28 protein-coding genes are annotated in these 26503 nt (G+C 63.9%); 20 read left to right on the top strand and 8 right to left on the bottom strand.

Annotated elements, in window-relative coordinates:
- Window positions 1-673: substrate-binding domain-containing protein (locus BN1233_RS45070; protein WP_048708718.1), on the top strand; the 673-nt coding region annotated here is incomplete at its 5' end.
- Between the two features lie 214 nt (window positions 674-887).
- Here BN1233_RS45070 and BN1233_RS30870 read toward each other — a convergent pair.
- The 7 genes from BN1233_RS30870 to BN1233_RS30900 all read right to left on the bottom strand — a co-directional run bounded on the left by BN1233_RS30870 (window position 888) and on the right by BN1233_RS30900 (window position 8832).
- Window positions 888-1640 (bottom strand): aldehyde dehydrogenase family protein, encoded by a 753-nt coding sequence (locus tag BN1233_RS30870; protein WP_082145744.1) that lies wholly within the window; start codon window positions 1638-1640, stop codon window positions 888-890.
- Window positions 1641-1789: 149 nt separating this feature from the next.
- Window positions 1790-3580: a gamma-glutamyltransferase family protein gene (locus tag BN1233_RS30875; RefSeq protein WP_046867471.1), complete on the bottom strand. Its 1791-nt coding sequence runs from the start codon at window positions 3578-3580 to the stop codon at window positions 1790-1792.
- Between the two features lie 18 nt (window positions 3581-3598).
- Complete coding sequence (locus BN1233_RS30880) at window positions 3599-4387, bottom strand: ABC transporter permease (protein ID WP_046867472.1); 789 nt, start codon at window positions 4385-4387, stop codon at window positions 3599-3601.
- On the bottom strand, window positions 4384-5253 hold the full coding sequence (locus BN1233_RS30885) for an ABC transporter permease (RefSeq protein ID WP_046867473.1): 870 nt from the start codon (window positions 5251-5253) through the stop codon (window positions 4384-4386). The genes BN1233_RS30880 and BN1233_RS30885 overlap by 4 nt, the downstream gene beginning before the upstream one ends.
- Entirely contained in the window at window positions 5253-6329 is a 1077-nt protein-coding gene (locus BN1233_RS30890) for an ABC transporter ATP-binding protein (RefSeq protein ID WP_046867474.1), read from the bottom strand. The genes BN1233_RS30885 and BN1233_RS30890 overlap by 1 nt, the downstream gene beginning before the upstream one ends.
- Window positions 6326-7741 carry a hypothetical protein gene (locus BN1233_RS30895; protein ID WP_187144407.1) on the bottom strand — a complete coding sequence of 472 codons (1416 nt, stop codon included), beginning with the start codon at window positions 7739-7741 and terminating at the stop codon, window positions 6326-6328. The genes BN1233_RS30890 and BN1233_RS30895 overlap by 4 nt, the downstream gene beginning before the upstream one ends.
- Before the next feature lie 26 nt (window positions 7742-7767).
- Window positions 7768-8832, bottom strand: a complete 1065-nt coding sequence (locus BN1233_RS30900) for an ABC transporter substrate-binding protein (RefSeq protein ID WP_046867476.1) — start codon at window positions 8830-8832, stop codon at window positions 7768-7770.
- A gap of 181 nt (window positions 8833-9013) precedes the next feature.
- On the opposite strand from BN1233_RS30900, the gene BN1233_RS30905 reads away from it, so the two are divergent.
- The 18 genes from BN1233_RS30905 (at window position 9014) to BN1233_RS30985 (ending at window position 24419) form a co-directional block, all read left to right on the top strand.
- Window positions 9014-9691: a FadR/GntR family transcriptional regulator gene (locus tag BN1233_RS30905; protein ID WP_048708722.1), complete on the top strand. Its 678-nt coding sequence runs from the start codon at window positions 9014-9016 to the stop codon at window positions 9689-9691.
- A 121-nt stretch (window positions 9692-9812) separates the two neighbouring features.
- A complete protein-coding gene (locus tag BN1233_RS30910) occupies window positions 9813-9989 on the top strand; it encodes a hypothetical protein (protein ID WP_154678316.1) in 177 nt (58 codons plus the stop codon).
- Window positions 9990-10085: 96 nt separating this feature from the next.
- Complete coding sequence (locus BN1233_RS30915) at window positions 10086-10997, top strand: hypothetical protein (protein ID WP_046867478.1); 912 nt, start codon at window positions 10086-10088, stop codon at window positions 10995-10997.
- Between the two features lie 64 nt (window positions 10998-11061).
- Window positions 11062-11652, top strand: a complete 591-nt coding sequence (locus BN1233_RS30920) for a flagellar biosynthesis protein FlhF (protein WP_046867479.1) — start codon at window positions 11062-11064, stop codon at window positions 11650-11652.
- Between the two features lie 83 nt (window positions 11653-11735).
- On the top strand, window positions 11736-12569 hold the full coding sequence (locus BN1233_RS43495; protein WP_048708724.1) for an AAA family ATPase: 834 nt from the start codon (window positions 11736-11738) through the stop codon (window positions 12567-12569).
- Window positions 12545-13114: a M41 family metallopeptidase gene (locus BN1233_RS48620; protein WP_048708726.1), complete on the top strand. Its 570-nt coding sequence runs from the start codon at window positions 12545-12547 to the stop codon at window positions 13112-13114. The genes BN1233_RS43495 and BN1233_RS48620 overlap by 25 nt, the downstream gene beginning before the upstream one ends.
- A 224-nt stretch (window positions 13115-13338) precedes the next feature.
- Window positions 13339-14691: a tyrosine-type recombinase/integrase gene (locus BN1233_RS43505; protein WP_048708728.1), complete on the top strand. Its 1353-nt coding sequence runs from the start codon at window positions 13339-13341 to the stop codon at window positions 14689-14691.
- A gap of 864 nt (window positions 14692-15555) precedes the next feature.
- Window positions 15556-16764, top strand: coding sequence for a tyrosine-type recombinase/integrase (locus BN1233_RS30935; RefSeq protein ID WP_046867480.1), 1209 nt, complete (start codon window positions 15556-15558; stop codon window positions 16762-16764).
- Window positions 16757-17611 (top strand): hypothetical protein, encoded by an 855-nt coding sequence (locus tag BN1233_RS30940; RefSeq protein WP_147707639.1) that lies wholly within the window; start codon window positions 16757-16759, stop codon window positions 17609-17611. Before BN1233_RS30935 ends, BN1233_RS30940 begins: the two co-directional genes overlap by 8 nt.
- A 194-nt stretch (window positions 17612-17805) precedes the next feature.
- Window positions 17806-18018, top strand: a complete 213-nt coding sequence (locus BN1233_RS30945; protein WP_046867482.1) for a helix-turn-helix transcriptional regulator — start codon at window positions 17806-17808, stop codon at window positions 18016-18018.
- A gap of 8 nt (window positions 18019-18026) precedes the next feature.
- Entirely contained in the window at window positions 18027-18761 is a 735-nt protein-coding gene (locus tag BN1233_RS48625) for a hypothetical protein (protein WP_046867483.1), read from the top strand.
- Window positions 18758-19042 (top strand): helix-turn-helix transcriptional regulator, encoded by a 285-nt coding sequence (locus BN1233_RS46165; protein WP_048708730.1) that lies wholly within the window; start codon window positions 18758-18760, stop codon window positions 19040-19042. Before BN1233_RS48625 ends, BN1233_RS46165 begins: the two co-directional genes overlap by 4 nt.
- Before the next feature lie 116 nt (window positions 19043-19158).
- The gene (locus tag BN1233_RS30960) at window positions 19159-19500 is read left to right on the top strand and encodes a hypothetical protein (protein ID WP_046867484.1); all 342 of its coding nucleotides are present in this window, start codon (window positions 19159-19161) and stop codon (window positions 19498-19500) included.
- Window positions 19497-22073 carry a DUF3987 domain-containing protein gene (locus tag BN1233_RS43510; RefSeq protein ID WP_048708732.1) on the top strand — a complete coding sequence of 859 codons (2577 nt, stop codon included), beginning with the start codon at window positions 19497-19499 and terminating at the stop codon, window positions 22071-22073. The genes BN1233_RS30960 and BN1233_RS43510 overlap by 4 nt, the downstream gene beginning before the upstream one ends.
- A gap of 437 nt (window positions 22074-22510) precedes the next feature.
- On the top strand, window positions 22511-22813 hold the full coding sequence (locus tag BN1233_RS30970) for a hypothetical protein (protein ID WP_052763993.1): 303 nt from the start codon (window positions 22511-22513) through the stop codon (window positions 22811-22813).
- 43 nt (window positions 22814-22856) lie between these two features.
- Window positions 22857-23369, top strand: coding sequence for a hypothetical protein (locus tag BN1233_RS30975; RefSeq protein ID WP_046867485.1), 513 nt, complete (start codon window positions 22857-22859; stop codon window positions 23367-23369).
- Between the two features lie 186 nt (window positions 23370-23555).
- Entirely contained in the window at window positions 23556-23840 is a 285-nt protein-coding gene (locus BN1233_RS30980; RefSeq protein WP_052763994.1) for a hypothetical protein, read from the top strand.
- 108 nt (window positions 23841-23948) lie between these two features.
- Window positions 23949-24419 carry a hypothetical protein gene (locus BN1233_RS30985; RefSeq protein WP_046867486.1) on the top strand — a complete coding sequence of 157 codons (471 nt, stop codon included), beginning with the start codon at window positions 23949-23951 and terminating at the stop codon, window positions 24417-24419.
- A gap of 156 nt (window positions 24420-24575) precedes the next feature.
- Here the strand turns inward: BN1233_RS30985 and BN1233_RS43515 are convergent, their stop codons facing one another.
- Window positions 24576-25619 carry a pentapeptide repeat-containing protein gene (locus tag BN1233_RS43515; RefSeq protein ID WP_048708734.1) on the bottom strand — a complete coding sequence of 348 codons (1044 nt, stop codon included), beginning with the start codon at window positions 25617-25619 and terminating at the stop codon, window positions 24576-24578.
- A gap of 280 nt (window positions 25620-25899) precedes the next feature.
- Here BN1233_RS43515 and BN1233_RS30995 point away from each other — a divergent pair, with 280 nt between their 5' ends.
- Window positions 25900-26460, top strand: a complete 561-nt coding sequence (locus tag BN1233_RS30995) for a phosphate-starvation-inducible PsiE family protein (protein WP_082145751.1) — start codon at window positions 25900-25902, stop codon at window positions 26458-26460.
- The last annotated feature ends 43 nt before the right edge of the window (window positions 26461-26503 follow it).

The raw sequence follows: 26503 nt of genomic DNA on the forward strand, positions 1-26503 counted from the left end.
AAGCATCCGCGAGCGGCTCGTCAGTGGGGAGGTAGAGGGGCTCGTCCGCATCGGGCTGGCAGAGACCTTCGCCCTAGTCTGCCTACCGAACTTGGTTCGGCGGCTTGCACGGGAATATCCGGCCCTGCGCCTCGAGCTCGTGGTCGCCACAAGCTCCGATCTTGAGCCCGGGCTCGTCGACGGACGGCTCGACCTGGCCTTTTTAATCAATCCAAGTCACGACCCACGTCTTCGGCTAATCCCTCTCGGGACACAAAACGCTACCTGGGCCGCCAATCCTGCCCTCGGCTTGGGACCTGCAGTTCGCCCTGCCGATTTGCGAACGGTGCCCATCATCACCACACCACATCCCTCCGCCATGTACCGGCAGGTTATGAACTGGTTTCGGTACGACGGAGTAGAGCCTATCCGGGTAGATCTCTGCACAAGTGTCAGTGTGATCAGCCAGCTCGTTTCAGACGGGGTCGCCGCTGCCTACCTACCACAGAAGATGATTGAGGGGCAGATTCGGAGCGGGACTCTCCACGCCTTGGCCGCACGCCCCGAGATGGAGTCGCCGCGATTGTACGCAGGCTGTCGTGCGGCTGACACCAGCATTGCTACCGGCGCAGTGATACACGTTGCGCGCCAGATTGTGACCGAGACCGATTATCTGCGCCCGCTAGCCGGATGAATTCCTTAGCCGCTTGGATGGACCCTGGATAGCATCCACCTGAATCGTGCTACGAGCTGACCGGCCTCCTGGGCCTGCACGTCGCAACCAAACCCAAAGCCTCCTATACCAGCCCCCAGGTCTCGACTGCAGCATGGCGAGGGTGATCGCACGCCGAGCAAGGCCTGAAACCGCTCCCGGGAGTGTTCTGGAATGCGGACGCGTTGATACCGATCTATGATGCCCCAGCCGGGAAGAATCCCATGACCGCTTTTATTTCCAGGAACTCCGATAATCCCCATTCCCCCCACTCGCGCCCGTTTCCCGAGCGCTTGTAGCCCCCGAAGGGAGCGCCACGATCAAGCGGGGGATAATTGATGTGAACATTTCCGGCACGGATGCGTCGAGCGACACGCTGCGCCCGTGCAAGATCTCCGCTCTGAACGTAAGCCGAGAGGCCATAGGGTGTGTCGTTGGCGATGCGGATCGCGTCTTCCTCGCGCTCATATGGCATGATGACGAGGGCGGGCCCGAAGATCTCCTCCTGTGCGACCGTCATGTCCGGCTGCACATCCGCAAAGACGGTTGGTCTTGCGTAGAATCCGCGGTTCAGGCCTTCGGGACGACCAAGTCCGCCGCACACCAGGTGCGCGCCCTCGTCGATACCCATCCGGATCAGGCGCTGCACCTTGCCGAACTGTGCTTGGCTGACGAGCGGCCCGAGCATTGTCCCGTCGTCGCTCGGTGAGTCGACCTTGTAGGCGGCTGCGGCCTTGGCGGCGAGATCGGCTACCTCGTCCTGCCGCTCGAGGGGGACGAGCATTCGCGTAGCAGCGCTGCAGGACTGACCGCTGTTGCCGAAGCAGCGGGCGATCCCAAGTTCCACCGAGCGGGGAAAGTCCGCGTCCGGCAGGAGGATGTTCGGCGACTTGCCGCCGAGTCCATGCGCCACGCGTTTTACAGAATCGGCAGCGCTCGATGCCGTGATGCGCTGGAATCACTGGCTCGACCGCATCGGGCTGTGACAGCAAACGGTCTTGTTCCGTGCGCATGCTGGATGACGGTATCCGCTCGCCGCAAGCAAGAGCTCACACGCCATCTCAACTGTCGGAGTTCTCAATCGAGATGTATGCCGAGCTAGCGACCGACGGCATATGCCTGCATCAGCCGTGGCGTCGCGGCGGCGCGAAGAAGGCCATCCTTTGCTCGAACGGCGCAGAGGCGGCCGAGGTCCCAATCTCCCCTGATCTCAACATCGTGCCCGCGCCGCTGCAGGTCAGCGATGGATTCAGCGCCGAAGCGACCCTCGAGCGCAAGATGCGCGGGCCTCATAGCCCGAGGGTAGAACGAAGACGGAAAATGCGAGGTCTGGAACATCGGCGCGTCGATCGCTGCCTGCAGATTCATCCCGTGATGCACATGGCGCAGGAAGAGCTGCACCGACCACTGATCCTGCTGGTCACCCCCGGGCGTTCCGAAAGCCATGATCGCTTTGCCGTCTCGCGTCACCAGCGTCGGTGTCAGCGTCGTCCTTGGCCGCTTACCCGGGGCAAGGCTGGATGGCAGCGCAGGATCGAGCCAGAACATCTGACCGCGCGTCGTGATGCAGAAGCCGAGTTCCGGGATCGTGGGTGACGCCTGAAGCCATCCCCCCGAGGGCGTGGCCGAGACCATGTTGCCCCAGCGGTCGACTACGTCCAGATGAACCGTGTCGCCGCGCATTTCTGGCAGCACTGCGAAGGTCGGCTCTCCCGATCCAACCCCGCCCTCGCCGCCACGTCCGGCATTCGCCAGGACGAATTGCAGGCGCTCTTCGCGGCCGTCGAGCTCACCCGGCCTCAGTTCCCTCGAGGCGCAACGCGGATCAACAAGGCAGCGTCGCTCGTCCGCATAAGCGTCACTCAGGAGGGTTTCGAGTGGCACCTCAGTGAAGTTCGGATCACCGTAGAAGATCTCTCGGTCCGCGAAGGCGAGCTTCGCGCATTCCACGACCGTATGCACGAAGTCCGGGCCGACCGGGTCCATGGCAGCCAGATCAAAACCCTTCAGCAGGGCGAGCTGCTGCAGGAATACCGGCCCCTGCCCCCACGGACCCGTCTTGTGCACGCGATAGCCCGCGTAGTCGTAGGAAACCGGGTCCTCGTAAGTTGCCTGCCAGACGGCAAGATCATCTCCCGCCAGCACGCCGCGGTGAGGCCGTCCCGAAGTGTCCATCACGGGTTCCGTGCGGAAGAAGCGGTCGACCGCTTCGGCAACAAAGCCTTCGTAGAAGCAGGCTCGAGCGCGCTCGATCTGGCGGACGCGATCTGAGCCTGCAGACTGGGCCTCCCTCAGGATCCGCCGGTACGTGGCAGCGATTTGAGGGCTTACAAAACGCGCATTGGGAACCGGCGTGCGACTATTCTTGAGCCATGCTTCCGCCGAGGAAGGCCACTCGGTTCGGAAGAACTCCTCGGCTGCCAGGATCGAGGCACACATGCGCGGAAGAGCCGGGAATCCGTTCTCCGCATAGCCGATTGCGTATTCCAGCACATCGGCGAGCGGTAGCTGGCCATGGTCTCGCAGCATCAGCATCCAGGCCCCGAAGGCGCCAGGCACAACAGCCGGCAGCAAGCCTGTGCCCGGGACCGCTTCGAGCCCGAGCGAGAGGATGTGGTCGATGGTCAATCCTGCGGGAGCGACGCCCTGGCCACAGATGACGCGAACCCGTTCGTCGCCTGCCGCCTGGAGGATGATCGGGACCTCACCACCAGGGCCATTGAGATGCGGCTCGACAATCTGCAGGACGAAGCCGGCCGCGGCAGCGGCATCGAAGGCATTCCCGCCCTTCTCGAGCGTTGCCATCCCGGCGGCGCTCGCCAGCCAGTGGGTCGAAGTGACCATTCCAAAGGAGCCGATCAGCTCCGGGCGCGTGGTGAACGACTGCATGAGAACCTCTAAAGGAAGTCACGACCGCACGATGCGCGCGAGCCCGACGGCCCGCTCCATCACCAGGACGACGAGCAGAATCATGCCGACCTGGAGGGTCGAGGCGGCTGCGATGACGAGCTGACTGCCCTCGAACTGAAGATAGCTGAAGATCTCGATCGGGAGAGTCGTCACACCCGGGCCTGTCAGAAACAGAGCGGTGTTCAATTCACCAAATGACACGATGAACGCGAACAGCCACCCGGACAACACACCGGGCCAGATCAACGGAAGGGTGATGCGGAAGAAGGTCTGCAGAGGTGAAGCGCCGAGGCTTTGCCCGGCCTCCTCGAGCGTCGGGTCGAAGTTCTGCAGGCTGGCGAGCGTCGCCCGGAAACAATAAGGCAGCCCGACGAGAATGTGCGCCAACACGAGCCCTGGCAGCAGAGGCATCCCGACGATGCGGTAGCACAGGAGCAGAGCGAGCCCGAGAATGATGGTCGGGAAGACCAGCGGCGCCATGAACAGCGACTGGAGCAGGCCGCTGGCCTGGCCGCGCTGACGCGCGACAAACAGGGCAGCGAGGACGCCAAGGATAATAGCGGCCGTGGAAGCGCCGAGCGCCAGCTCGAGGCTCAGGATGAAAGCCCCGCGCATGTTCGGGAGACTGAAGAACTCCTGAAACCACCGGAGCGACAGGCCAGGTGGCGGAAACTGGAAGTAGTCCGACGCCGAGAACGAGGTGAGGACCACGATTGCGAGTGGTCCCAGGATCAGGACCAGGACGATTGCCGTGACCGTGTAGAGCACAAAGTCGGACGGTCTCATGCGCCCCGCCCCTGAACGCGCTGTGGCCGCAGCGCTGCCTGGATGGCAGCACCGACAGCAAGCGCAATGGCCAGGAGAACGAAGGATAAAGCGGCTGCGCGCGGCCACTGCAGCGTCGTGACCGAATCATAGACGAGGCTGACGAGCAGCTTGTAGCGCGGTCCACCCAGGAGCGTGATCGTCACATAAGCGCTCAGCGTCAGGAAGAACACCAACGCGAGGCCCGCCGCGACGCCGGGGCTCGACAGTGGCCAGGTGACATGAAGAAAGGTCCGGATCGGACCAGCACCAAGTGATTGCGCGGCCTCTTCATAGGACTTGTCGATCTGCGCCAGCGAATTTGCGATCGAGATGATCATGTAGGGCAAGAGGATGGTGAGAAGCCCCAGCACAACGGCCTCGAAGGTGTTCAGCATTCGCAGGGGAAACGGAATCCATCCGAGCTGCATGAGCGCAGCGTTGATCACACCTTCACGGCCGAGAATGGTGAGCCAGCCATAGGCTCGCACCACGTTGCTGACCATGAGCGGGAAGAGCAGAACCATCAGCATCATGAGCCGCCACCGCGGGCTCATGCGGGCAACGACCATGGCTACCGGGTATCCGAGGAGAAGGCAGGCAGCGAGGATCGCCGCGCCGGCCAGCAGGGTGCGCTGGATGATCAGCAGATAAAACTCGTCGCTCAAGACCTCGACATAATTCTGGAGCGTCGCCACGTGCGCGAATAGCTCGCTCTGCGAGGGCGACATGAAGCTGACGTAGAAGAGAAACAGCAGGGGAGCGACGAAGAGCGCCAGCACCACCAGCAGGGGTGGCAGGAGCAGAGCCCAGAGCAGGGATCTTCCTCGGGACAGCCGGGCTCGCATCAGGATGCCCCCAGAACCACGACGCTCTGCGGCGCCCAATGGCACTGCACCTGCATGCCCGGTCGCGGCGACCAGGTGCGGCTTTCATCGTTCTGCAGAAAGGCCAAGAAGCCTTGCCCGTTCCGATCGAGATGAATGTGGGTGCTCGATCCGCGATAGATCACCTCTCGGACCGTGGCAGGAATGCCTCCGGCTTTTTCGTCGAGCGTCAATGCTACCTTTTCGGGGCGTACGGCCAGACGCACGCGCTGACCACGGCTTATGACATTGTCCCGCACCGGGATCGCGGCTCCGCCAATATCGACGATGGCCTGGTTTCCTTCAGACCCGACCACAGTTCCGTCGAGGAAATTGCTTGCACCCAGAAAGCCGGCAACGAACTCGGTCTTCGGTCGCTCATAGATCTCGAGCGGCGGCCCGATCTGCTCGATGAGGCCGGCGCGCATGACCGCGACCTGGTCGGACATGGTCAGCGCCTCTTCCTGGTCGTGGGTGACGAACACGGTGGTGATGCCAAGACTCTTTTGCAGATCGCGCAGCTCGACCTGCATCTCCTCGCGCAGCAACTTGTCGAGGGCGCCGAGCGGCTCGTCGAGAAGCAGCACCGCGGGCCGGATGACGATGGCGCGGGCAAGCGCCACACGCTGCTGCTGGCCGCCGGAGAGCTGCTTTGGGTAGCGATCCGCGAAGCCTGAGAGCTTCACGGTATCGATGGCCTCGCGCACGCGCGTCTCACGCTCGGCCCGATCGATGCGTCGCATCTTGAGACCGAAAGCGACGTTCTCGGCCACTGTCATGTGCGGGAACAAGGCATAGTTCTGAAACACCATGCCGAAGTTGCGCTTGTAGGGGGCACGCCCGGTGACCCGCTCCCCGCGGATGAAAACGTCGCCCTGGGTCGGTTGCTCGAACCCTGCGATCATGCGCAAGGTCGTGGTCTTGCCGCAGCCGGAAGGGCCAAGCAGCCCAAAGAACGTGCCCCTCGGAATGTCGAGGGTCAGGTCCCTGACGGCAACAACCTCATTGTAGCGCTTTTCGACGTTCTCGAAACGTACGTCGATGTCAGATCCTGTCATGCACTGACCCGAGATTCTTGAACAACTGCGTCAACCTGCGCGCACCGTGCGCTGACTTCGATGAACCGAAGGGGCAGCTCCAGATCAAGGAGCTGCTGAATCACGTCCCTCTCGCCCCAAGCATCAGACGAGAGAGCTGAGACGGCATCGCTCAGAACCCGAAGCGCACCGCGGGTGGTGAGCACTGGTGAAGCTTCGTGAAGGCTGCGCGCGAGATCCTCGAGCCGACGGACCTCGCGCATCAGGAGCGGCTCGAGAGGATGGCCCCCGGTTCGGATCTCGCCCAGTCGCCGAATCGCGAGATCCAGAACAACGTCCCGCTCGTTCGTGCTCCGATCGGCACTGTTCAGGGGTTCGACGCCGGCCCTCGCGCCCGTGCAGAGATGCTGGATTGCATTCAGGACAAGGCGGAAGGCTGGCGCGTCGTTCGGCTCATAGAAGTCGAGCGTCTCTTCCATAGTCTTTAGGCCACGGATCGGAAGATAGCGCGCGATATAGCTGCCAATGGACACGTATTTTCGAACGAGGTCGCCCATCTCGGGATGTGGCGAGAACAGCACCGCACGGCCATCATTCGACTGAACCGTGAGGATCGCCGGCTTCCCGGCCAGCTCGGAGTCGAACCGGTCCGGATCAAGCGGATTATTGATCGGCATGTGTGCCGGCATGGAGAGCGAACGGAAGCGCCCGGCAGTCTCAGCTGGCGCACGTACCGCCTCGTAGATGGGCCCATGGTAATAGGGCACCTCCACGGTGGGGGCGCAGCCGATCGCGATCGGGCCAGGCTCGAGCGTTACCGACACGATCCCGGCGCCGCTGCGCAGATATTCGTGGGTGTACCGGGGACTTGCGGGTGCGAGTCCGAGCCAGCCGGGGCGGCCCTGCGAGAGATAGTATGCTCCCCCACAGGAGCCGATTGCGGCACCACCCTTCGCGAGGAAGTGGCGAACCGCTTGGTCGGCACCACTCACGGCCTCACAGCGGTCGAGACCCCAGATGGCAAAGCCGCCTGGAAGGACCAATAGGTCGACATCGTCGAGGGAGCCTGCTGCGAGCTCCGGGCCGTCGACCACGTCGAAGGTGTAACCCAAAGCGGCCAGACAATGGGCATAGTAGGCATAGTAGGGATAGGCCGATCCATGCCCGGCAACGATCGCGATACGCGGGAATGCCACAGCCAAATCCGCACCAGCAGCGTCGCTCCCCGCGGGGCGACATTGCAGACCGAGACGGTGAAGAAGGTGACGTGCCTGGTCCGCGTCTGGAAGAAGGTAGTCGCCCGCATTCGACCGGGCGTCGCTGCCTGTGCGGACGCGAACGCCCAAACCTTGCGCCGCCAGCCTGTTCGCAACGACGGCCACGAGATACCGGTCGCCGTTATCACGCCACGGCAGCAGGATGCGATCGCCCAAAGCCAGCTCCGTCCGAAAGTGCGCGCTCAGCGCCCGGCGACGGCCCGATTCCAACGGTCGACCCAGGCGGTTCGCTGATCGCTCATGAACTGGTGGTCGAGGTCGATCAGGCGCTCACGCTGCGCGTCCGTGAATTCGATCTGCTTGCGCTCGTCGGGCGGCAGCAGATCGAGTGTCTTGCGGTTAGTGCCCGGATAATTGAACGCCTTTGTCATCTCGATCTGGCCACGTGGATCGAGCGTGAGATTCAAGAAGCGCTCAGCGAAGTCGCGGTTCGGTGTGTTCTTGGCGATGCCGGTCCCCCAGGAGATTGCGATGGCACCTTCTTCCGGGAACACCCATTGAACGGCCGGGTTGCGACGCTGAACCGTCATGGTCTGCGACTTGTAGAGTAGGCCGACTAGTGCCTCGCCGGTCGCGAAGGCGTTCATGATCGTATCCGTGTCCTTGGCGAAGATCGGCTCGAGCTCGACCATCTTCTTGAACATCTCGAAGCCGGCCTCGTCGTCCTTCGGCGACTTGCCGGCGGCAAGAGCGCCAATCGGAATGATGTAGGTGCCGATCGAGTGCGAAACCTCGGGCAGCACGATCCGGCCCCGGAATTCCGGCCGCCACAGGTCAGCGAATGACCGAGGCGCGTTCTTCACTTGCTCGGAATTATAGGCAATGCCGATGGCCGAGTAGATCTGCGCAATCCAATAATCATGCTTGAATTGCGGGTAGATCTCACTGAGGTTCGACAGGCGCGGCGAATTGGGATCGATTTTCTCGAGCACGCCCTGGCTCTCGGCTAGCGGGAACAGGCCATCGTGCAGCTGGACGAGATCGAACACCTGATTGTCCAAAGACACCTTCAGTTTTGTGATGCGTTGGACCGGGCTCGACCCGCGGTCCTGCACCACGCGTACGCCGGTCTCTTGCGTGAAGAGCTCGCCGACGCCCTTCTGGAGCGCATCGCCCCACAACCCACCCCAGGTCATGACCGTGATTTGCTCGGGCTTGGCTTGCGCGAGAGCGCTCATCCCAAAGGTGGGCGCCAGCACTCCGGCCGGGGCGACACCCATCAGCTTGAGAAGGGTCCTTCTATCCATCTTCGCCTCCCGTGAATGAGGCCCGGTGCACTGGCTCCGGGCTGGCATCCCGTCATCCAGTGCGATATGGAACCAATCCAGCAATGGTGTCAATGAACTGCGCCTCTGATTTTCTAAGCCGCGCCTATAGCTTTGCGATGGAGTCCATTCTAGATCATCCGAGTGTGGGACCAATCCAGCAATGGTTCGCGACCCGATACAGCATCCGAACGACCCCGACCCGCTCCAGCACTTCGTTGAAACGAGCGGACTCACGGACGGCGACCGGTTACCGCCGGAGCGCGAGCTGGCTGCAATCCTCGGCATCAGCCGCCGGAATCTGCGGCGGTCGCTCGCTCGCATGGAGGTGGAGGGCCGTGTGTGGCGCGGTGTGGGGCGGGGAACCTTCCTCGGGGCGCGCCCGCTGCCGACCCGTTCTATTGAGGCCTGGGAGTTGGCAAGTCCCTTGCAGATCATGGAGGCCCGCCTGGCGCTCGAGCCGGCGATCGCGGCAGCCGCCGCCCTTAACGCCTCAACCCGGGACCTGGCATCAATCGACAATTGCGTTCGCAAGAACCTTGAGGCTGGGAGTGATCCCGATTGGGGGCTCTGGGACGCTGCCTTTCATCATGCGCTCGCCGAGGCAACGCAAAATCCGATCCTACTCTCCGTCATGGACGGATTGGCCAAGGCCCGGGCGCAATCTGAATGGGGCGCCCTGCGACGCGCTACGGTCGATCAGGAGGCCCGCCGCATGTATGCGGCCGAGCATCGTGGGATCCTGGAGGCAGTCCGCCGCCGCGATGCAGATGAAGCAGCAGCCGCTATGCGGGCCCATCTCAGATCAGTTCGCGACGCCCTGTTCGGAATGGAGTCTTGAGACCGCGAGTACACCCGCAACCGAAAGAGTTTCAATTCAACTTCGCGGCGGTTTCGGCACCTGCCCTTAACGTCGAATCTGGGCGCGGCCGCGCCATCCCCTGATCACGCCCGACGTGCAGGTGACGCTGCTCAGGGCCGTGGATGAGGAGGCCGGCACGACCCTCGGGGATCTGATCGCCGCCATTCCCGACCACCCGCGTCCGGTCGCGGCGATCCTGGTCCTGATCGAGGCCGGCTGGCTCATGGAAGAGCTGCGCGCGCCCTTCGACGAGCACCTGCGGATCTGGCGCGTCTAGGCCAGCCCTCGCGCCCTGATTCCCCCCTCGTTTCCAGGCCCGGCTGCCCCGCAGCTGCCGAGCGCCGGGCCGCCCGCGCGCCTCAGGAGCCTCGTCATGTCCCTGCCCCGTTCCACCGCGACTGCCCATTCGTCCGGCGTCCTCCTCCTCGAGGGCGAGCCGGGCCTGCCCTGCATCGCCCTCGCGACCGGAGAAGACTGCCTCCGGCGCATCATCGTGCTCGGGCTCGGCCCCGGCGCCTACCTCATCGAGGTGAAGCCCCCCGGCAAGCCGCCGCGCGTTTATGCCGGCGGCAGCGGCCGCGGCGTGAGCCAGGGCCTGCGCGGCTTCCGGCAAGCGCTCGCGATTACCGTGCCGAGCCGGATCATCGCGATCACCGCCGCCGGCCCGGCCCTCTCGGAGGCGCAGGCCGCCGCCCTCGAGCAGATGCTCTGGATGCAGGTCGAGGGCACCGGCATTGCCGATTGTGCCAATCACGACGACGCCTTCGGCCGGTCGCTCGGGCATGAGGGCTATGCCCGGCTCAGGACCTTTGCCGCCACTGCATTCGCCTGGCTGAGCCCGCATGTCCCCTACCTGGCGCCGGGCCTGTTGGCGCCGCTCTACCTGCAGGAGGCGTGCACCACGTTCGCCCCCGGCGAGCCGGTCGAGCACTGGCGTGTGCGCCGCGGCCCGGTCACGGCCACGGTCCTCGTGGGAGCAAGCGACTGGGTCGTGCAGCCCGACAGCCTGGTTCGCCGGCACGTGCCGAAGAGCACGAGCGACACCACGCGGGTCATGCGCGAGGAACTGGTCGCCTGGGGGGTGCTGGTCCCCACCACCGATGCGCGGCTGTGGCGGCTCACCCACCCGGTCGGGTGCCAGGGCCGCACCGCGGTCCACCGGCTGGTCTTCGGCGTGAACGCGGGCGCCACCTGGATGCGGCTCGACGGCGGCGCCGAGGCCGCCGGGCCGGGGGCCAGCATCCTCCTCTTTCCGCCCCGCGGCCGGGGCCCGGCCGGCCCCTAGCCGCAGCGGCACGCGCCGGCCCGGCCGGCACCCCTTCCCCATCCCGTTCTCCTGTAGGCTTCCCATGGCCATGACCGATCTGATTGACGACTGTTCCGACGACGACCTTCCGGTCGACCCCGACGCGGCGCAGCCCGCGGCCTCAATGCCTGCCCCGAAGCGGGCTGCCCATCAGGGCTCGCCCCTGGCGCTCATCGCCGGGCTGGCGCTCCAACGGGTGCTGCGCCCGGCCGACCGGCGCCGGCTGCGCGAGCGGCACTCCCTGGTTGTCATCCTGCAGGCGCCGACCGCCGCCTGGTGCGGGCCGCTCGCCCGGGCCGTGCGGGCGATCGCCCACGAGACAGTCCACATCGTCACCGCCACCGGCGAGCGGCGCCGATCCGGCAGCCCTGGCGACGAGCAGGAGGCCGCCGCGGCGATCGCCGGCGGTAACCCTGTGGTCGGCATCTCGCCGGCGCCCGATCTGCTCCTCCCGAGCGTTCTGCGCACGGCGGCCGATCGGTTCCTTGCCGTTCCGCCGGCCTCGCCCGCGCTGATCGCGCAGGCGATAGCAACCTGGTGCGCCGGCCGCCGGCCGAAGGATCTCACACCCGAGGATCTCGCCGGGCTCGACCTGACCGACCTCGCGGCGGCGCTGCGGCCGGGCTCGATCTGACCGACCCCGCGGCGGCGCTGCGGCCGGGCGCGCGCCCGCAGGACTACGTCGCGCGCCTGCGGCGCGCGGCCCGCAGCCGCACCGTGGTTCGCGGGCGCGACGACACGCCCGCGCTCGAGGATCTGCAGGGTTATGGCGCGGCCAAGGATTGGGCGCTGGCCCTCGTGGAGGAGGTCGCGCGCGTGCGCCGCGGCGAGATCACCGCGGACGCGCTCGAGAGCGCGGTGTTCTTCGGGGTTCCGGGAACCGGCAAGACGAGCCTCGCGCGGGCCATCGCCCAAGGCGCGCGGCTGCCGCTCATCGTGACCTCGGTGGCCGAGTGGTTCGCCAACTCGCCGGGGCATCTCGACTCGGTCATCAAGCAGGCGAACGGCTTCTACGACCAGCTGCTCGCCGCGGCGCCGTGCATCGGCTTTCTCGACGAGCTCGACGCGCTGCCCAATCGGGCGACGCTCTCCGCGCGCGGCGCCGATTGGTGGCTGCCCGTGATCACCAACAACCTGCTGAAGATCGACCAGGTCCGGGCGGCGCGGTCCGGCGTGATCCTGCTCGCGGCCACCAATCACCTCGAGCGGATCGATGCCGCGCTCTTGCGGCCCGGCCGCTTCGACCGCCAGTTCGAGATCGAGCCGCCGGACGAGGCCAGCCTGAGGGGCATCCTGCGCCAGCATCTCGGGGACGATCTCACCGGGGTCGACCTCACGGCGGCGGCCCGGCTCGGGGCCGGCGCGACCGGGGCTGTGGCGGTTGGCTGGATCCGGGCGGCACGGCGGCGCGCCCGCGCGGCGGCGCGCGCGCTGACCCTGGAGGATCTCTCGCCGAGATTGCTCCGGCCGACCCGCGCCCGGTGGCGCTGCTGCGGGCGACCGCGCTTCACGAGGCGGCGCATGGGGTGGCGGCGCTGCGGCTCGGGCTGAGTGTCGCGACCGTGTCGATCCGGATGCGCGGGTCGGCCGCCGGGGAGACGACGGTGGAGCTGCACGATCCGACCCCGGCCCGGGCCGGTCTCGAGGCGCAGATCACGGCCCTGCTGGCCGGGCGCGCCGGCGACATCCTGCTCGGGTCCGGAGCGACCAGCGGGGCGGTGTCGGACCTGCGCGAGGCGACGCGCCTGGCCTGCGCGGTTCATGCCTCCTTCGGGCTCGGGGCGACGCTCCTCCACCGGACCGGACCCGAGACCACGAAGGACCTGCTGGCGCGCGATCCCCGCCTGGCGGCGCTCGTTGAAGCCGACCTGCAGCGGCTGATGGGGAAGGCCTTGGCGCTCGTCGAAGCAAACCGCGCTGTGATCCTGGCGCTCGCCGACAGGCTTCTCGAGCGGCGCGTTCTCTCGGGGGCAGAGGTACTCGCCCTGGTGGCGGCGAGCACAGGGACTCCCAGGCAAGATCGTGACAGTATCAATCCAAGCTCGCGACGCGATCACGTCGATGAGCTGTCTTCGCGAGAAGGCACCGCGATCTAACCAAGGCACGGCGCTTCGTTCACCGTGGACGCCATCAGGCCCGTCTGCTCTTCGGCTCCCCTTCTTAGAGATACGCCTGTCTCTTGCGCCTTCTTGCCATGAGGTGCGCTGAGCCCCGGCTTACCTCCGGTCCGGGCTCCACGGCAGACCGGGTTCGGCCTCCGGCTCTGGTTCCTTGCTTAGGTCCGAAGACAATGGGGCTCGGAGAACCGTCACCCGCTCTCATGAGTGCCGATATCGACATCTATGCGGCTTTACCAACGGGCCTTACGCCCCGCGGGCTTACGCTCGCGGCGGCTGCGGCATACCTCGGCCTGACGACCGCAGAGCTTGATGCGGCAATCCAAGACGGGAAGATCAGTCCCCCCACCCTACCGTTCGCCCGCTTCGATCGGCCCGCACTTGACGCCGATCTCGACCAATTGTCGGGGATCAGGGAAAAGACGGCAGTCGCTTTGGTGGGCGGCACAAATTCGCAGACCTCAGCTTCGTCCGGGCCGCAATCAGCCGCCAGCTTGGCCTACGAAGCATGGAAACCGCTTGCGGCACAGCAGATCGAGTATCTCAGAGCGTATGTTGATCATCAGACGGCCGTTGCTCAATCAAAGGCTGAGCTGAAGAGCAGTCCCGACAAGAAGGCGCCCGAGTTGATCGAGCCGCACAAGCCTGATCTGGCCAGCCTGGGCTCGCTTGGACCCAACCTCCGGTTCCTTTGCCAGCTTTGGCAAACGAGCGGGTCCTTCAAGAAGGAGCGGGCCGCGAGCACGCAGGCCGAGTACCGGCGCATGCTGAACCGGATCAGCGAGCAGATTGGTGATGTGCCACTTGAAGCCCTGAACGACCCCAGATCCTTCGACGAGATCTCCAACTGGCACGAACTGATCGGTGAACTGTCCGGCCCACGCGAGGCGGACAATCGCATGTCAGTGTTGTCCGCCCTTCTCTCGTGGGCGAGTGGAAACAGCGAGATTCCCACTGTTCGGGTCAACCAGATCATCGGCTTCGAGCGCCTCTACGTGGGCGATCGCTCGGGCAAGATCTTCTCCGACGAACAGATCGAGGTCTTGCTTGCCGCTACAGACCCCATGATCGGCACCGGCGTGGAGATCGCGTCCGAGACGGCCCTGCGCATCTCTGACGTCCTTAGGCTTCCCTGGAGTGCCTACGACGGCGAGATCCTCCGCACGACGATCGGCAAGCGCCGCAAAGGGCAAGCTCCGCGAGGGGTCGCTATCCCTTGCACAGAACGTCTCAAAAGGCGGCTTGATGGCATGGAGCGCGTCGGAGTCACGATCCTGACCACCCCGACGGGCTATCCTTGGGAGCGACACAACTTCTCGCGGCGCTTCCGGGCGGCGGTTTCAGCCTGCGGGATCGAGGACCGGCATTTTCATGATTTGCGCGGAACCGCCATCACCAGATTTGCGCGACTCAATTTCTCGGCGGAAATGATCTCGTCCATCACGGGTCACAGCGTAAAGACCGTGACATCCATCATCGAGAAATATCTCAAGCGGGATGAGTTGATGGCAAGGAGTGTCATCGCGGGTGTAGATGCCAGCCGAAAGGCTGGATGATATCGCCGTTGAGTTCGTCTTGCTTGTAGTAGACCCGAGCGATTGACTCTTCTGAATCTGGAACGCCAACGGGTTATAGGCCGACTGACATCGGAACCGCCGCGCTGGGTAACTCCCTGGCGATATAGCGTGATCGATTGTGAATCGGCGCAGAGTGGCGCTAATTCGCCTAGCGATGGACCTCGAGCAACGCGATAACGAGCACAGCAGATGCGCCTCGCTAACCGGCTTCACCGTTGCCGGCATCTGCGCAACCCTGCCGCGTAGACCGTCCGTTTGCTGGCGATCGGCATCGGTTTAGCCATGGCACTAACCGAGCCTGCCCCATGAAGCGCAGCCTATGTCGACCTCAACTCTGAAGTGACAGTGACGTGGTCTGCAGGACCAGGCTGCAACTCCAACCTCATCAAGGCGTCCTCAGGCCGGCCGAATCAGCCTGCGCGTGGCGTGCGACTCGGCGACAACCACCACGTGCGTAGCTCGTTTCGCAACTCCCAGATTGAGATGAGGAAGATTTCCCGATGTTCTCGGGCAGTTCTGATTTTGTCCTACTTGCCAGTCTGGGTCAGTCTGGGGGTCAGCCAAAGACGTGATAAGACATGCTCATAGTCCCGACAGCCATAAGCTTCGGATCACCTTTTGCTATGCTTTTGATCAACTTGGAAAAAATGGCGCGCCCGAAAGGATTCGAACCTCTGACCCCCAGATTCGTAGTCCGAAGTTCAATCTACCCATAAGTGATCGGGAAGCATCAGGAGCAATTGATTTCCCCTCACGAATGGCCCATACCCTCAGTCGAAAGTGATCTGGAGCGATCACCTGAGATCGGGAAATTGCTTCCCATACGCTTCCCAAGAGGGTCAAGTGAGGCTCACCAAACAAACGCTCGCGAAGCTCTCGCTTCCGGCAGGCAAGTCTGATCACATCGTCTTCGATGACGACCTGCCGGGCTTCGGCGTTCGGCTGCGAGCCGGCGGCAAGCGGGTCTGGATCGTCCAATACCGGGTCGGCTCGAAGCAGCGGCGGGTCACCGTCGGCACCGTCGAAGCCCTGGACCCAGACCGAGCCCGGCAGGCTGCCAAGGCTGCCCTCGCGAAGGTGCAGCTCGGGGGCGATCCGCAGACCGAGAAGGCAGAGGGCAGAGCCCGGGCGGCCGTGACGCTCGGGGCCGTCAGCAAGCGCTATCTTGAGGAACGGGCTAAGCCGAACCTGAAGCCCCGCAGCTACGAAGAGGTCGAGCGGCACCTGACCCGCCACTGGGCACCTCTGCATGAGCTGCCGATCCATAAGGTCCTGCGCGCGACCGTCGCCGCCCGGCTCGCGGAGATTGCGAAGGAGAACGGACGGTTTGCCTCGAACCGGGCCCGCGCGTCGCTCTCCGCCATGTTCTCCTGGGCTATGGGCGAGGGCCTCGTGGAGGTGAACCCCACGATCGGGACCAACAAGGCCACCGAGGAGGTGAAGCGGGATCACGTCATCACGGACGCGGAGCTCAAGGCGATCTGGCAGGCCTGCCAGGACGACGACTACGGCCACATCGTCCGCCTCCTGATCCTGACTGCTCAGCGACGGGAAGAGGTCGCTGCCATGACAGTCGGGGAACTCGACCTTGCCGATCAAAAGGTAGCGCTCTGGTCGATCCCGAAGGAGCGGACGAAGAATGGCCTCCCGCATGACGTGCCGCTGAGTGCCACTGCCGTCGCGATCCTAAACTCCGCTCCAAGACGGGAGGGGCGCGAGCTGCTGTTCGGATCGGGTGAAGGCGGGTTTCAGGGCTGGAGCAAGGCAAAGGCCGCCCTCGACAAGCGCGTTGCGGCAGCCGGTGTGAAGGTCCGGCCTTGGCGGCTTCACGACCTCCGGCGGACGGTTGCCACCCGCATGGCTGATCTGGGCACCCTCCCCCACGTCGTTGAGGCCATCCTGAACCACATCTCGGGCCACAAGAGCGGTGTGGCCGGCATCTATAACCGGGCGACCTACGCCAAGGAGAAGCGCGAGGCGCTCAATGCCTGGGCCGCGCATGTGGCCGGCCTTCTTTCAGGTAACGCACCCGAAGGCGGCCGCAATGACTGACGACGAGATGAAGCAGCAGTTCATAGTGAATTGGGCGGCACGTCTCTTCTCCGACTTCTTATGTCCACCGCTGCCAGTTGATGATGTGAGAGGCATCCTCAAAGCCACTGGCCTCGCACCGAGAAGGCCGGAGATTGAGATTGCTCAGCATCTTGCAGGGATCAAATCTTTGCTCTCGGTGCTGGATGCCTCGCGCAATCGTCATGAGGAGTGGAAGGCCGAGCAGGAGGCAGTTGCAGAAGTTAGAAAACTCATTCGGTTGCTCCGTCGGAAGCTAGATGTGCTCTCCAATCCAGAGGCTCCCCTCTCCAGAGCAGTCAGGAAGGGCGCATACGTCATGGCTCTTGAAAAAGGCAGGCTTCCATCCCTGAATTTGGCGCACCCCGATGAGCTAAGGACCGCTCGCCAGTATGCTGCATCGTTAGTGGCGCTTGGCGAAGCACTTGAGCAAAGAGGTCAGTTCGAGCAGTTGCAGCAGCGCGGCATTGAGCGCCTACCGGGTGAAATGAAAACATTGCTCGAGAGCTTGGAACGTTATGGCAAGAACACCGATGCTCCCATGCGCCCAGGCAGCTCTCGGGCTCAATGGAACCGTATTATCATTGGAGATGTCCTGCCGGCTCTTTACCAGCACTATTTCGATCGAGATTTCGGGATCTCGAACAACTCTGGGGCGAAGAAACGTGGTGGCCCCGGCCTTCGCTTCTTGCGCAGTGTGGCAGAGGCTGTTGGTGCGATCAAAGATAACGGAGAGCCGTACGGCGACGAGGGTCTCCGTAAGCTTTGGACGATGGCGAAGGATGATCCGTGGATCAAGATTCCCACTGAGACAACGTCCGAGGCATGAGGGTAAACCACACGGCAACACTATAAGTCATACCCTTAAGGGTAAGCCGCTGGGCAAGGTCCAAAGCCATACCCTTAAGGGTAATTCGCGAGCGGAAATCTAAGTTTCTACCGTTTTCCCAAACGCATCCCGATCAGCCACCTTCACCCGTGCGCCGCTTTTATCGTCCCTGAACTCGCGGCGACGGAGTGACCATGTCGAAGAATCTCGAACATCTGCCGGCGGACGTTACGCGTCACCGTATCCTAAACTCGGCAGAGGCAGCGGCTTTCTGGGGTGTGAGCCTGCCCAGCTGGCGGCGTCTGTATCGCGCGAAACAAGTCCCCTCCCCGATCAGACTGAGCGAACGAAAGCTCGGGTGGCGCGTCGGCGATCTCGTCGACGCTCTCGAATCCCGCGCAGTCTGAGGGGTGCAATGTCGAAGCATCTCCCCCACAGCGACGTGGCTGCACTCGTCAGCGAGCGCCTCTCCCGGACGCATGAGATCAGGCAGCAGCTAGCATTAAGCAACGTGCTGCCAAGCGGCACGTCGGAAGAGATGCGACGTGCCGCCGGCCTGCAGCTCATGGCGGCCTTCAGCCTCTTTCGCCTGAGCGGCATCCCTGCGCGCGAGCTCGGTCCGCTGAGGCTGCTCACTGGTGCGCTGGAGGACCTCGACCGAGGACTCCAAGACCCAATGCTGCGACCGGCTGCGCTGCCTCCGGGACGACGGCAGGACTTAACCCGCCGCTGGGAGGCCAGGGCCAATGCCGTCGTCGCGGTGGAAATCCGCGAGGCACTCGGCGAGCCGTCGGCGGTCGCCAAGAGAAACGTCGTTCGGGACTTTGGTCTGTCGCAGCGGACGGACGGCAAGGACCCGGTGAATGTGCTCGATGACTGGCGTGACCGATTTGGCCGTAAAGGTGCCGGCGGGGCTCCAAGGGATGGCGAGCACTGGTGGACGCTCGATGAGTGCCGTGCCGAACTCGCCTGCTGCCAGAGGCTCGATCCGCAAGGGCGGCTGGATCGACTGAAGGCGCTCTACGAAGGCTGCCTCCGAGTCGCTCGCGGCCTAGAACCAGACCGGGCGGTCGCGACGGGTTTACGCCCCGATTTATCCCACCATCGATCGTGCTCGACTGCTCCCCGGCGAAACCGGAGAGGCCCGTGAATCTCGTCGAGTATGACTTCCCGCCCAGGCAGCGGCTGAACCAGAAGCTGGCGGCACGCTACCTCGGGGTTTCCCCCGAAACTCTGTCGCGCTGGCGCCGGCAGGGGACAGGGCCGCGATACATCGATTACGGTAGCACTGTCCGTTACTGCCAGGGCGATCTCGACATCTGGCTGGCGATGCAGGCCCGAGAGCCTGCCCACCGCTCTGCCCAGACTGCGAGCCAGACGAGCGGGCAGATCGTTCACATCAACGAGCTGCGCCTAACCAGGCGCAAATGAAAACCGCCCCGAGGCAAGCAGCCCCGAGGCGGTAAGGATCAGTCGAAGCGATAACGGACTGACGTTTACCACGTCGCAGGCGGCTTGTCGCGGGGCTCCGGCAACTGGATGCCCCAATGGCCGAAATCACCTGTCTGACCTTCAAACCGCACGTCTCGGGATCACTCCGAGGCTTCGCTGATCTCCATTATCGGTCGGCCCGGCTGAAGCTCATCGGCTGCACTGTGCACGAGAGCCACGGCAGTCGTTGGGTCGAGCTGCCAGGAAAGGCGCAGCTCGATCGCGAGCGCCGCCTCGTCACAGACGACCGCGGCAAGATTCAGTATGTCCTGGTCATTACCTGGGACAACGACCAAGTGCGCCGGGCCTTCTCCAAGGCCGCGGTGGCCGCCGTGCTGACCTACGCCCCTTGGGCTTTCGACCGGCAGGTGGCCTTCGACGGCAGGAGGGGTGCATGAAAGCGCATTCCACCCACGGCCAGATCGAGGAGCTGCGCGCGGCTCTCCTCGACAACGGCTATCAGCCCGTCGCCGTCTACGGTCCGAGTAAGGGCGGCAAAAAGCCGTTTGGCAACAAGTGGCAGAACGCGACCGGCATGCCGAAGTGGCACCCGGATGCGCCCAACACCGGCATCAACAGCCGTGGCTTGCGGGCCATTGATATCGATGTGGACGAGCAGGACGCGGAGGCCATCAGAGCTTTGATCGTGGCCCGCCTCGGACCGGCTCCAATCCGCACACGCTCGAACTCCGGCCGCTCACTCCTGCTCTACCGGGCGGCAGAGGGCGAACCGGGGAAGCGTGCTGTCGAACTCGACGGGAAGTCCCCACCCGCTCCGGGCGAAAAGCCTCGGCGCGTCGACAAGGTCGAAGTCCTAGGCCGGGGTCAGCAGTTCGTCGCTTACGGCACCCATGAGACCGGCGCTCCGCTCGAGTGGCTCGGTGTCTCGCCCCTCGACACGCCTCGCAGTGAGCTGAGGGCCGTCACTGAGAATCAGATCGAGGCTTTGCTTGCAGAGATCTTCGAGCGGTTCGCCACACCGGCCGTCAAGGTGGCCATGGAGATCAATGAGGCTCCCGAGGCACCCGATGGCCTGCCCGAGCCTCGCCCCGCCGCAGCCGGCGGCAGCAACCCCGACTTGGATCGTCGATGGGCCGCTGCTCGTCTCAAGGGGGAAGCCAAAGGAGTCGCCGAAGCTCCGGTTGGGAAGCGCAACGACACCCTGAACACGGCTGCCCTCAAGTTAGGGAAGCTCGTGCCGATCGGTCTTCTGACCGAGGCCGAAATCTTTCAAACGCTGGAGGCGGCTGCCGAGCAGTGCGGCCTTACTGAGGACGATGGCTGGCCGCAGGCGCGCGACACTATTCGCAGCGGACTCGCGGCCGGGAAGAAGACCCCCTACGACATGCGCGAGGTAGAGGCCCGCCGTCGGAATCCAGATCGCCAGGACAGGCCACATCGCAAGGGGAAGAGCCCTGCATCAGGAGGGAGCAACCCCTCCAGTCCACAGGCGCCTGCGGATCGGCGAAGCGACCGCAGCACCCGCCTCGTCCCCTATGACAAGCTGCTGCTTCCTACCATCCGGGACCGCCTCGACCTCGAGACGGAGGATCTACCTGCGGCCGAATTCCCGATCGATGCGCTACCCACCGTTATGCGCGGCGCCGTCGAGGCGATTGAGGAGCACGTCCAGATACCGCGCGCGCTCAGTGGTCACTGTGTCCTGGGCGCCTCGTCGCTCGCAGCGCAAGCGCACCGGAACGTGCGCATTCCGGCCCTCGGGAGAAGTGTTCCCCTTTCGCTGTTCCTGCTTGCCCTGGCCTTGAGCGGCGAGCGCAAGACCTCCGGTGACAGCATCTCCCTACGCGCTGTGGCTATTCGGGAGGAACTCCTCCAAGTCCACTATGATGCCGAGCTCAAGCGCTACAAGGCCGAGAAGCGGGCCTATGACGCAGAAGTCCGCCGGATCGAGACACACAAGGACTTCGACCAAGCGACAAAGGCAGACAAGCTGGCGAACCTCTGCGAACCCAGGACGCCCATCCTGCCGTTCCTGCGCTATCGGGAACCCACATTCGAGGGGCTACAGAAGCAGCTTGAATACGGGCAACCGAGCGTCGGCCTGTTCTCATCTGAGGGCGGCCAATTCCTGGGTGGCCACGGGATGTCCGACGAAGCCAGGATGCGGACCATCACAGGCCTCAGCGTGCTTTGGGACAGCGGCGAGACGGAACGCGTGCGGGCGGGCGAGGCGGTCAGTCTCCGCGGCCGCCGCCTTTCGATCAGCCTGTCCGTTCAGCCCTTCGTTGCCGGAAAGCTTCTCAAGGATGAGCTCGCACTCAGACAGGGGTTCGTCGGCCGCTTCTTGATCACTATGCCTGAGAGCCGGATCGGGATGCGGATCATTCGCGAGAGCGGGGCCGGCAACGATCCCCGCCTGCTGGAGTTCGAGCGTGCTATGCGGCAGCTACTCCAGGCCCCTCTCCTTCTGCAGGAGGGGTCACAGAACGTCCTCGACCCACCCGACCTCCACTTCAGCGGCGAGGCCTGGGAGCTGTGGAGGCAGGCCGCACAGGTCTTGGAAAACGGATCCGGCGCCGACGGACCTTGGCGGCCGATACAGGCTACGGCGCTCAAGATGGGCGAGAACATCGCCCGCATCGCAGGCATCCTCGCCCTCCTTGAGGACCCAGAGGCAGTGGAGATCTCAGGCGGGATCATGGCCTCCGCCATCGCGATCGGTAACTTCTATCTGCAAGAGGCGCTACGCATCGTAGGCCAAAAGCAGGGCCTCGACGACGAGGCGGATGCGGTCAAGAAGCTTGCGGTCTGGCTCACGGGCGTCTGGAAGGGCGAGTTGATTAGCCCGCGCATAATCCAGCAACGCGGCCCGAATGACTTGCGCGATAGCGCCGAGATCACGCGAGCCAGGGTGGCTACCCTGATAGCCCAAGGAGTCTTGGAGCCCGTCGGCGAGGACGAGATCGACGGGCAGAATTACCGTGAGTGCTACAGGATCATCCGGCCATGAAGGCGCAACCGGTGCCCTTTTTCGATGCACGCGGCGCCCTCGCGGAAATGCGGGCTCATGCAAATGTAGCGGGCTGTAGCAGTGCTGCAGCAACCGTCCGGAACGGTGAAAGCGATGCAGAGCCAGCCACTTACGGAAAGGGTAGCAACCGTAGCGACTGTAGCAATGGGCCGGTTACGCCCGCATCGCCGTTGCTGCTCGTGGAGAGGAGAGAGAAAAATTGTATTATGTATTCAGAAGGGGCGGACCATGGCTTGCCTCAAGAATGCTATGAGAGCTCCCTTGCTACATCTGCTACAGTCGCTACAACTAGAAAAATTTTCAATCTCCTCAGTGGGTTAGAACCAAACAGAGGGGTTGCTACGCCGTGGCTACGGCCCGCTACAACAGGCAGCTACACTTCCGAATGGCTCGCAGAGCTCCTGAAGCTATCGCCCTTGCGCGAGCCATGCCCCAACCTGAGACGTAAACGCTGGCCAGAAATCCTGACCAACTGCCTCGCCTTCCTGGATCGCTTCAGCGCCGAGGCCGAGGCGAGCAAGTGGACGGCCACCGAGCTATTCGGAGTCCACCCCGAGGTCGGCGCAGCGCGCGTGGACTGCTGTGGCGCGCTGATCCTCTCCGCTGGAACCGGTGCGGCTTCGGTCAGTGGGTCGATGATCCGCTACGAGAACGGGGCGACCTTCTATCGGGTGCCCGTTCCACGATGGGTCGTCCCGATCTGGAGATTTGGACGATGAGCTTCTTTCTCGCGCGCTCTGCGCCCGCGCGCCGGAGAACCCCATGCTGCCGAACCCTGCCCTGAACCCGGTGCTGCCCAACCCTGAAGGCCTGAGGCTCTTGCTCCAGGCAATCCACCTCTCGGTCGGCCCGTGCCGCTTCGAGGGCACAACCTTCCGCTCAGTCGCACTCGCGATCCCGATCGTCCGACAGGCGGCCGAGGCCTGCGCCGGCGGTTCGCTCCTCAACCCCAGGGTCCGCTGCGACGGCAGCGGGAGGCTGCATGGGCAGCTCACCCGCGAGGCGCACTGGATGTTCTCGACGGAGTCGATGCACCTCTGGCCTAACCTGCTGCGAGGGCGTGGCTACGTCGTGCGCAGGTATCATTCCTGGATCTACTGGGACCGCAGCGAAGGCCTGCCACCGCGCATCGACCACGTCACCAAAGTGCGGCTGCCACCTGGCCGCTTTCCGGTCGATGGCTGGCTCTTGCCCGACGGCGTTGCGGAGGCCGCTGACGCCCGTCGGCCCTCCAGGGCTAACAGGTCACAAGCATCGGAGCACCAAAACGTTTAAGAGTCTGACTCAAAACTCACCGCCTCTCTGGGCGGTTGGGATTCCAGCGACGTGAGAGGGCTTGGATCGGGCGACTTCGAGCCGGCTCCGCTCTATCAGGTCGGGATTGGATGCCTCCATGCGCCGTTTTCAGTCAGACACTAAGATGACAATCTGGCTTTCCCACACTCCGCGAGAGGAACCTCAGTGGACGACAGGCTGATCCACAATCTCGGGAAACTTCCGAATTACGCCGCTGTCTCGCACCCCGTCGAGCGCATTACGGTTCTGATCGAGCGCGGTGTCATGGGCTACATCCGGCCGCCGCACCCGATCGACCGCGAGGCCTTCAACCGGCTCCACGGCGTCACCCCGGCCCAAGCCGCGGCGATGCTGCACGGCTCGATGTTTGGCTTCTACGTTCCGGCCGCCGACCCCGATCACCCGATGCATCAGCTGCCAGCCGCCCCCGACTGCATGGCGCGGGATTAGCACAGGCGGTCTCTGAGAGAGTCGCTGACACCTGTCGGGCACCTTGGGGCTCTGACACCCTTCAGCTCACGAACCGGCCTCAGCGGCCGCGAGAATGGATTTCAGGCCATGTCCAAAGCCTCGCCCCCACGTAGCCTGAAGGGCAATCTCCTCAACGCTCGCGACCGGCTGGGCCAGACCGTCCTTGAGATCGTGGCGCGCGACGTGGCCGCCCATGGCGAGGAGGTCCTCGTGGCACTGCGCCAGCAGAACCCGGTCGCCTATGCGCGGTTCGTCAGCGACATCGTGCGGCTCAAGGAGCGACCCAAGAAGGATCCCACCCGGCAGCGGCGTGAGCCACGCCCACTGCGGATGAAGAAGCTCCTCGAGGCGATGGACGATCAGCCGATCGATCCGCAGAACCCGCGGCTTCCCCCGAAGCACGTCGAGCGGATGGTCAAGGCGTCGGAGAAGCTGATGCCCAAGACACCATGGGAGCTGCCGCCGGACGAGCTGCGCGGCATCTGGGATGCCGATCTCGCCACCTGGTTCGAGACGAGCTGGCGGAACCGCCGCTTGTTTTCTCAGACCCGGTCGTAATCCTCCGGTGCCGGCCAGGCGGTGTCGGCCACGACCTCCTCCGTGCGGGGCGGCCCCTCCGACAACGGAAGGTGGGATCGGCGCCCGACGAGCGCGTAGCTTCACTGCCGCACAATGCCACCGTCGCCGTCATCACTTGCATCTGACGATCTGCCGTCATTGCGACCAGCGAGCCGGCCGAGTCAGTCCCTTGGGGAGTTTGGTTTCCGCGTTGCCATGAGCCGCATCAAGCTGGTCTTGTGTAAGACCCGTGGTTCCCTCGAGGTCGGCTCCTTCCAGATGCGCTTCTCTGAGGTCGGCTTCTTCCAGATGCACTTTGACGAGGTTAGCTCCTTCCAAGTGCGCTTCGGTGAGTTGAACTCTCTTCAGATGCGCAAGATAGAGTCTAGCCCCTTCTAGATGCGCATCCCAGAGGCTGGCTCCTTCCAAATGCGCTCTGGTGAGCCTGGCTCCTTCCAGATGCGCTTTCACGAGGCTGGCCATTTCCAAATGCGCTTCGTGGAGCTCGGCTCCTTGCAGATAGGTGTCTGAGAGCTCGGCTCCTTGCAGATGCGCTCCGGCGAGGTTGGCTCCTTCCAAATGCGCTTCGATGAGGTTAGCTCCTTGCAGATGCGCCCCGCGGAGGTCGGCTCTCCTCAAGTCGGTGGATCTGAGGTCCATCCTCCAGTTCTCGGACCGTTCGCGCTCACGACTTCGGTCCTCGCGACGCTTAATTACGGTCAGGATCGCCGCGATATCCGTTGGCGGGCTTGGGTTGGGTTGCTGAGAGGCCTCTTGCTCATAGAGACGTGCGACGGTTTGGGAGGGAGTTGTGTCTTCGTCTTTCCAGCGCGCACGTTCCCGGACAAACGCAGTCAAAGTTTCTATGATCGGCCAGTAGTCCGGTTCGCTCTCCCGAGAGATACGCTCGAGCGTGTAGATGCCACCGAGGCGAACCTCGAGCTTGTCGCTGCCGAGTTGCTCGACGGCCTTGGTGAAACTCTCGGTGATGCGCCGCTGTCGGTCGGCATCAGTCTGTGCCTCATGGCGTTGCCTAGCTATTTTAGCTTGTCTCAGAGCAGCCCACGCTGCGGCGCTCGCTGCAACAAAGGCTATCAGAGCTGCAATGAGAGTCGCTAAGGGAGCAAAAACTTGGGGGTTTGCGCGGTGCGTCTCCCAGACCCAGGACCAGAACTCGCTGCTCAGAGGAGATCCGTCCATTGCAGCCTCCCTCATGGGCCTGCCCGGCTGGAGCCGTCCGGCCAGAAGAGTGAAGTAATCACGCGCGCAAGACCCTTTTGGGGCCAGTTTGACTGCATAGTTGCGGCGACGTTCCATAACGGGCCGCGAATACGCTTTGAACACTTCAGAACGCGTTCCATAATCGCCCCTTCTGCGAAATCGGAGGCCGACTTTCGCGTGCGGGAAGGTGGCCTTGCGGCGTCGGGGGTTCGGGCGCATCCTGTCCCGGCGGCGTCTCTACTCAATCGGATCTGATCTGATGACCGCTGACGATGATCTGAATGCAGAGTCAGGAGCCACGATCCACAGCAGCCGTCTCCACCGAGGGCGATCCACGGTAGATGGGGCGCTGCGTGAGACGCGCGAGGCTTGGCCGGCCCTGAGCATCTACGAGCGGTTCGAGCAGGTCGTCACGCTGTTGCTGACGGCGCTCATCGGCTTGGTGATCATTGCGGCTGTGATCAATCTAGCCTTCCGGATTTTCATGCTCCTGCTGTTTGGGCTTCTCGACCCGGCCGAGTATTCCGTGTTCCAGGGGGTCTTCGGGATGATCTTCACCGTGCTGATCGCCATGGAGTTTAACCACTCCATTCTCGGCGTGCTGGAGCGCAAAGAGAGCATCATTCAGGTCCGCACGGTCGTGCTGATCGCGCTCTTGGCACTCGCGCGCAAGTTCATCATCCTCGACGCCAGCAAGACCGAGCCGCTCACCATCGTCGGTCTCGCTGCTGCCGTGCTGGCGCTAGGCGCTGTCTACTGGCTCGTGCGTGACCAGGATCGGAGGATCGCCCCCGAAGGCGGGAGCCTACCGGCACATTGAGGCGCTGCGGGGCGCATTCCATACTGCGCCTTCTCGGAATCCT

The sequence above is a fragment of the Microvirga massiliensis genome (assembly GCF_001006805.1).
Classification (GTDB): Bacteria; Pseudomonadota; Alphaproteobacteria; order Rhizobiales; family Beijerinckiaceae; genus Microvirga; species Microvirga massiliensis.